The sequence below is a fragment of the Limimaricola pyoseonensis genome (assembly GCF_900102015.1).
In the GTDB taxonomy this organism is placed as follows: Bacteria; Pseudomonadota; Alphaproteobacteria; order Rhodobacterales; family Rhodobacteraceae; genus Limimaricola; species Limimaricola pyoseonensis.
In genome coordinates, this window is sequence record NZ_FNAT01000019.1 from 1 (window position 1) to 7,352 (window position 7,352).

The following is a 7,352-nucleotide window of genomic DNA, read 5'->3' on the forward strand; positions in this document are numbered from 1 at the left end:
TTCACGTCCAAGGCCATCCTGGCCTGGAGCCAGCGCACGACGGTTGGTTGGCATTATATCGCGCCGGGCAAGCCGATGCAGAACGGCTTCGTCGAGAGCTTTAATGGCCGGCTCCGCGACGAGCTGCTCAACGAAGTGCTGTTCTCGACCCTCGGCGATGCCCGGCGTCAGATCCAGGCATGGCAGCTCGATTACAACCTACACCGCCCCCACTCGGCCTTGGGCAACATCCCACCCGCCGAATTCGCCATGAAAACAGCACTGGAACAGCAGGCCGCATAGCCTCAGAAATCACCCACGGATTCTCCGTCAAACCGGAAGAAAGACGGGTCTCAGGTCAAAATCAGCCGTTAGGAAAGTGACCTCAACAGGATCAAGTTTGGCAAGCCCCAGCTGGGGTATGAGTATCCGGCCATAGTCAGCCGCTGCTAGGTTCGATAGGCACGCAAGGACCGCGCTCAAAAAAATAGATACAAAGAAATGCAACTGATCAACTCCTTGCTGATCCGTCTTCTTATCACCTGTCTCTTCCCTTGAAGACCAGGCTACATCCAAAGCGCGGAAATCTCAGACGATAAAGGAATGCACCGCCAAGTGGCCTGCCCCCTGAAAAGTGGTCCTCCCTGAAGTAGGCTTTCGAGCGAGATGCTCTGGGACCCAACCTTGGACCGCCGGAACCTGAATTTTTCGGCCTTCATTCCGGTGCCGGGCTGGCGGCGCAACCGGGACTATGGATATCGATAGGGACGTTATATCCGATCGCGCTGTGGGGCCGAACCTCGTTGTAGTCCCTGCGCCAAGTCTCCAACTTTTCGCGGGCATCGGCAAGCGTCAGGAACCAATGCTCGTTCAGATGGCGTAACCGGGGCTCAGCCTCCGGAAACGCCGGTAGTCTTCTTGCCGGTAAGTCTACAACCGGGAGAAGGACCATGACCAGTGTTTTGTATTGGGCCTCGATGTCTCAATCGAGATGACCAGCATTTGTGTTGTCGATGCTGAGGGCGGAATAATCCTTGAGACAAAGGCGGTCTCGGATCCTGCCGACATTGGCGAAGTGCTGGCTGGTATTGGAGGCACCTTCGAGCGGGTTGGTTTCGAGGCTGGGCCATTGTCGCAGTGGCTTTACAATGGCCTCACAAGCGCCGGACTGCCCGCCGTCTGCATAGAAGCCCGGCACGCCAAGGCCGCGATGGTGGCCATGAATCGCAACAAGAACGACCGCAATGACGCCCGCTCTCTGGCGCAGCTTATCCGCTCAGGCTGGTTCAAGGCCGTCCACGTGAAATCGACGGAAAGCCAGGAAACGCGCACGCTCCTGATGGCGCGCGAGTTCTTCGTCAACAAGTTGCGCGACCACGAGAACGAGATCCGCGGCTTGTTGCGTCCGTTCGGCCTGAAGGTCGGGCGCGTCGCCGCGCGAGACTTCGACACCCGGGTGCGCGAACTCGTCGAGGGGTATCCGAACCTTGAACTCTGCATGTCCGCATTGCTTCGCGGGCGCGCCGAGATGCAGGCGCCCATGGCCTCTCCTCCATAGGTGCTATGGGCCCGAATTCGCGGCCACGAAGGTGCGGGACTGGATCGAGGCCGTCGGGGCGAAAACAGCTTTCATCGATCCCGGCAGTCCATGGCAGAACGGCTACTGCGAGAGCTTCAATTCGAAGCTTCGAGACGAGCTCTTGGATGGCGAGATATTCTACTCGCTCGCTGAGGCACGTGTCGTGATCGAGGCATGGCGGGTCCATTAAAATACCGTGCGGCCCCACTCGTCTCTGGGCTATCGTCCACCCGCGCCAGAGGCCGTTCAATGGCCTTCAGACGAAGGTGGATCACCCCCGCCCAACGCACCAAGAGTGGCTCCGAGGCCGGTCATGCACTAAGACTGAAACCGGACCACCCGATAGGGGCAGGCCAGCCGGACCAGTCAAAGGGAAACCGTTCTGCCCCAGCGACTTCTTCAACGACCTGCCAAGCAATCTGTACTGGTTGAAATGCGTATAAGTTTTTGTTACGATAGATTGTAAATAATAATGGTCGATCATGTGAAAGCGGGAATTGCCGAGGGACCGTTCTTATGCTCGCCGAACAGCTGCCGTCATTCATTGAAGCTCTTCCAATTCCGCCTGAGCCAGGCGGCTCGGAAACAGCTGAATCTGCTCCAAAAGTTGAGATAAACGATCTGCCTGATGGCATCGTAAGCGGATCCACAATGATCGGATTTGAGCCGGATCTCTCATCGGAGCTACGAAAGAGCATCTCACTGTGTCTAACTGCAGCTCAAAAGGTGGCGCAAGCTGATCCCGTTGTGGTTTCGCCTCGCTTGTGGGTTGACCGCCACGACATGATCCTACGCGGCCTCAATTGGGTGAGCACTGGCGGGGGGACGGTTTTCACTGATCATGCTGTGTCCAATGTGGCAGTTCACAAGGCGATAATCCCATTTTTGTCAGCTGCATTCGCTCCGGCCGCCTCGGCATCGTCTCTGATCGTGACGGCCATCAAGCAGATGAAGAAGATGGACGAGGAAGCCCCGTGGATCACGTTATACGAGCGTGAAAGTCGGCGGTTTGACGTTTCCGAGTATCGCTTTGCCACGGCCGCCACTACCAACGACACCGTCGTTTTGCGGATTGCAGCAGCGCGGTTTGTCGCCCAGCAAGAGCGCATCCAGGTCCTGTTCTTCAAGAAGAATGACGTAGATGTGCAGTTTCAATTAGCCAGCCGGACCATGACTGCCAATCCCGGTTTGCTTGAAGACATGAACGCCCCGCTGGAGCGGAAGCTCAAGGGGCATACCGAGGACTTTATCGACGGAATCCAGATCGGCTCTTAGCGATTGAGCCGCGGATTAGCGCGGCCCTTGGCTGATAAGTGTTTGCGAGTTTCAAAAATGTGGAAGTGTTATGACTCCGAGAAGCCCCGAAAATCTGGAAGATCTTCTGGATCAATTGGTCGAAGCGGAAGATACTGAAGAGCTAGAGCGCCTTTTCAAGCTCGTCAAATCATATGGCACGCGCACCCAGCAGCCGGGTGAGATGGCCGAACACTATGAAGTCGACGCCTCCCGGGAACTCGTCAGCAAGCTGGGGATTTCGCCTGGCGCGGAGTTGGAATCCGCAGGTCTGCTCAATCTCGCGAACCGAATAGCCCATGCTTTGCGCCTATCGGAATTCAGGCGCGATCGGCGCCTGCGGCCGAACCTTCCCACCGTCGTGGCCGAAGGCGACAGCTGGTTCCTGCACCAGATGATAACTGACACGCTCGATCACCTGCGCGAAGAGCAATTCAATGTGCGGTCGATGGCTGCGGCGGGCGATACCGTGGACAAGATGCTTTCTAGCCCGCACTTCGTGAATGTGCTGAGACAGGAAAGAGCGCGGATTTTTCTCTTCTCGGGCGGCGGCAATGATCTTCTGGGAGGAGGACGCATTCGTCAGGTCCTGCACCCTGACACAGAGGGTGTTCCGGCTTCCGAGCTGATAAACAATGCAGGACTTGAGCCGCTGCTTGAGAACGTGCTCAACGGCTACCGGAGCATGATCGCAACGCTGGCAACGCATCTCCCCGCGGTACAGATTTTTTCGCACGGATACGACTACCTGGGAAAGATCGACAAGGGGCCTTGGATATGGCCCTACCTGGAGGACATGGGATACTCGCTTGAACGCGCAGGAGAGGCCGTGGCCGCACTGCTGAACCGCTTCAATGCAGAGCTTGAGCAACTGGCTGCCGGACACGGCAATTTCACCTACGTGCGTTTGCTTGACGTTGTCGGCGACAATCGCGGGTCCTGGTACGATGCGATCCATCCAAAGGCCGCCGGGTTTGGCCGCGTTGCGAAGGAATTTGCCGAACAGATCACCGGGTTCATTGAAGAGGCCGGACAAGGACCGGATTTCTCCGAAGGGGAATTTGCGGCCGGTCTGGGCGGACAGGCAGGGCGGGCGCACCGCCGGGGCTCGGCATTGGAGCGGCGCCCGAACGAGGCGATTTCCTGGGCTTATGCAAGCCGCAATCCAATCGATTTCGAGCGCGTCAGGTATGCCGTCAACACACTTCCACCCCGCGATGAATGGCTCCGGTTCCGTGATCCCCTAGTCCACAAACACATTGGAGATGTGATCTATCTGTTGGGCGACCCCTCCCGCGGGCAGACGCGGGAACAGGTGGCGGCGCGAATGCGCACACGGCCGATCCCCATGGTGCGGGATGCGCAGGCCGGGCAGCTTCCGCTATATCACCGGGAGCCCATCACTGAGATCTTCGATATCGAGATCGAGCTGATGGAAGCGCTTTTCGGCGATAGCGAAATCGAGCCCATCCAGGTGCTTCTCAAGGGTTACAAGGCGGGCCGTGCCGTGGGGCGGGTGCAGGTGATGAACCATCACGGGATGCACATAGGACACGGAAGCGGCTTTCTGGTGGCGCCGGGGCTTTTTCTGACCAACCATCACGTGCTGCGCGATGCCGATGCGGCGCGCCGGTCGTTTGTTGTCTTCGACGACGAAACGCCTTTGGACGGTTCACTTCCCGATCCAGTTCGGTTCCGGATCACGGGCGATGTTTTCTGGGCTTCTGAGGCAGGCGACTACGCCTTTTGCTCGATAGAGCCCTTGAGCCGGGATGGAGTTTCGCTCGATGGTTACGGACACTTGGCGCTCATTCAGGAATCCGGCAAGGCACTGAACTTCGAACCGGTCTCGATCGTCCAGCATCCGGGCGGAGACCCAAAGGCCATCGCAATACGGAACAGCTTCATCATGGGGCGGGTCGATGACGGCGTGTATTACACGACCGACACCCTCGGCGGATCCTCGGGCTCACCGGTCCTCAACCGCGAATGGCAGGTTGTCGCGCTCCATCACCGCTTCGTCCCGCACCCGACAGAACGCGGCGCCGTTCTTGCGAACAGGGGGATCCGTGTGTCCTCAATCTATGCGGACCTGTACCGCGAACAGGGATCTGGGAACCGGCAAGCACATCATATCCTGCAGCTGCTCTTGGGAGAATGCCCGGCGCCGGAAGAGCGAGCAGCAGGGCATTCGCCCGTCCCGCGAAGCGAAACGGTGTGCTCGGGAGCCTATTCCGGTTTGAGCGAAGGCGAATTCCTCCTGGCGATTGCGCCCGAAGATGCCAGTTCCGAATACGATCTGCCGTTGCCGAAGTCGCTGGACGAGCTCTTCAGTGCGCTTGAAGCCTTGCCGAATGACCCTGCCTCGGTTTTGCAGCGGCTTGGCGCGGATGGCTACCGCTTCATAGTCGCGCACGAGATCTCCAGCCGGGCGGTTTATGAAAGTAGCCTGCGGCGTCCAATCCTTCCAGGCGCAGCGTCCGGGATTACAATCGGAATCGGGTACGATCTGGGATACAAGACGAAGGCGGAATTCCGGGCTCACTGGGGCGACTTGCTTGATGAGGCCGACCTGCGGCGGCTCGAGCTGGCCATTGGCAAGACAAGGCAAGCGGCTGCAGCGGTTTTACCGGGCGTCCGAAATATCGTGATCCCCTATAGCGATGCCGTGAAGGTCTTCGAGCGGTATTCGCTGCCCAAGGTCTTCGGGCAGCTCAATCGGCACATTCCGGATGCGATCCTGGCCGCCCTGCCTGCGCCCTGCCTTGCGGCGCTGATGAGCCTCACCTTCAACCGCGGAGCCAGCTACCAGAAGCCGGGCGGCCGCTATCGGGAAATGCGCGCGATCCGCTCGGCACTGCTTCGCGGGGCGCCAGACGAGGTGCCGGCTTTGATCCGGTCAATGAAGCGGCTCTGGGAAGGCATGCCAAATGTTCGCGGGCTCTTGCGGCGCAGGGATGAAGAGGCCGCCCTGTTTGGAAGCGGGCTGGTCGAAAGCCCTGATTTGGGCGGGCCACCCGCAGCCACCGAAGAGTGGGATCCAAAACCGGATGGCGACGAGGAAAGCACCCTCAGGCTTCCCGCAGCCTTCATCGAAACCGGCATCCCCAGGCTCTCGGCCGCCGATGTGCGCTGGGTGAACACGTTTTCGAACAATCCGGACTACGCGCATCTGCCGGCAAGCGCGGAGGGAGCAAGGTTCACCCTCAGCGCCCCCATTCTCGACACGGCCATCGAACTCGGCAGCTACGTTCCGCACTTTTCGGACGAAGGCCATCTGATCGTCGGCATCCGCGGGGCAGCCCTTGCGGACGGCAGCGACGAGCAGCGCTTTCGCGAAAGCGTGGAACTTGTGGAAGGCAAGCCGGACCACAGAACCTTCCGCTGCGTTCTAGTGGTCTATCACCGGAATGAGCAGCTCGTGTCCGCGTTCCGCGCCTCTACCGTTCCGAACCGGGGGGGCGTGGCCTCATGCGCGAACCGGCTGAACGGGCACGGCGGGGTGCTTGCGAACCTCCTGCCGACTGGCTGCTACGAGCTATGTGTCGGCACGCATTTCGGCACCACGCGCAGCATCCCGACGGTGCTTCGGCTTGGCACCGGCACAGGGCCAAGCAGCGCCTTGAAAGTGACCACACTGCGGACTTCGAATGACGCGGTGTACGGGACCCACGATCTGTGGGACCCCTGCAAACCGATGGACAACATTCATCCCGCCTTTTCGGCCAGTACGGCGGATTTCTCCTCCCTGGGCTGCCTCACACTTCCGGGGCGCTTTGGCAAAGGGCAGCACAGCGGCATCTGGGCCAGCTTCCGGAAGGCCGCAGGTTTCGACGGAGCCGAGCACATGGGCCGCCGCTACAACCTTCTCCTGACCTCAGGCATGGAGCTTGCCGCGATTGCGCAGAGCGGCGCAGCGGGAACTGGCCATCTGCGGCGGCTGGCGCATGGGTCGCAGGGAGAAGCGGTGCGCAGTCTGCAATCGGCGCTCGGCACCACCGTTGACGGCGATTTTGGCCCAGGCACCAAGAAAGCATTGGTCGAGCGCGAGGCGGCTGTGACGGGCGGATCGGCTACCGGAATTTACTCCGTGTCGAGCCAGGCGGTACTAGGATTCGGGGTTCTGGTTTGAGTTTATTGCAAATGACCTGAGACCCTGTTCCTCCTCCAGTTTGAGGTAGAGTCCGTTCAACTTTGGAGACGGACATGAAGCGATCGCGTTTCACAGAAGAACAGATCATCGGAATGCTGAAAGAGCAGGAAGCTGGGCTGTCGACGGCCGAGGTGTGCCGCAAGCACGGCGTCAGCCAGGCCACTTTCTACAAATACAAGGCGCGCTTCGGCGGGCTGGAGGTGTCGGACGCGCGCCGTCTGCGGGCGCTCGAGGACGAGAACGCCAAGCTCAAGAAGCTGCTGGCCGAGCAGATGCTGGACAACGCCATCCTGCGGGATGTCGCGGCAAAAAAATGGTAGCGCCCAGCGTCAGGCGGGAAGCGGTGGC

General features: G+C 59.7%; 3 protein-coding genes and 4 pseudogenes. 6 read left to right on the forward strand and 1 reads right to left on the reverse strand.

Going from position 1 to position 7,352, the window contains the following annotated elements; all coding sequences use genetic code 11:
* Nucleotides 1-249, forward strand: a pseudogene (locus BLT43_RS18610) (integrase core domain-containing protein); the annotation flags it as partial.
* Between the two features lie 445 nt (nt 250-694).
* Here the strand turns inward: BLT43_RS18610 and BLT43_RS18615 are convergent.
* Nucleotides 695-865, reverse strand: a pseudogene (locus BLT43_RS18615) (integrase core domain-containing protein); the annotation flags it as partial.
* 81 nt (nt 866-946) lie between these two features.
* Between BLT43_RS18615 and BLT43_RS18620 the strand changes: the two are divergent.
* From BLT43_RS18620 to BLT43_RS18640, 5 genes and pseudogenes are all read left to right on the forward strand, one after another.
* Entirely contained in the window at nt 947-1,537 is a 591-nt protein-coding gene (locus BLT43_RS18620) for an IS110 family transposase (RefSeq protein WP_090115367.1), read from the forward strand.
* 7 nt (nt 1,538-1,544) lie between these two features.
* Nucleotides 1,545-1,880, forward strand: a pseudogene (locus BLT43_RS18625) (integrase core domain-containing protein); the annotation flags it as partial.
* Nucleotides 1,881-2,074: 194 nt separating this feature from the next.
* Nucleotides 2,075-2,833 carry a hypothetical protein gene (locus tag BLT43_RS19035; RefSeq protein ID WP_131802699.1) on the forward strand — a complete coding sequence of 253 codons (759 nt, stop codon included), beginning with the start codon at nt 2,075-2,077 and terminating at the stop codon, nt 2,831-2,833.
* A gap of 70 nt (nt 2,834-2,903) precedes the next feature.
* Nucleotides 2,904-6,983: a trypsin-like peptidase domain-containing protein gene (locus tag BLT43_RS18635; RefSeq protein ID WP_090115369.1), complete on the forward strand. Its 4,080-nt coding sequence runs from the start codon at nt 2,904-2,906 to the stop codon at nt 6,981-6,983.
* A gap of 74 nt (nt 6,984-7,057) precedes the next feature.
* Nucleotides 7,058-7,352: pseudogene (locus BLT43_RS18640) on the forward strand (transposase); the annotation flags it as partial.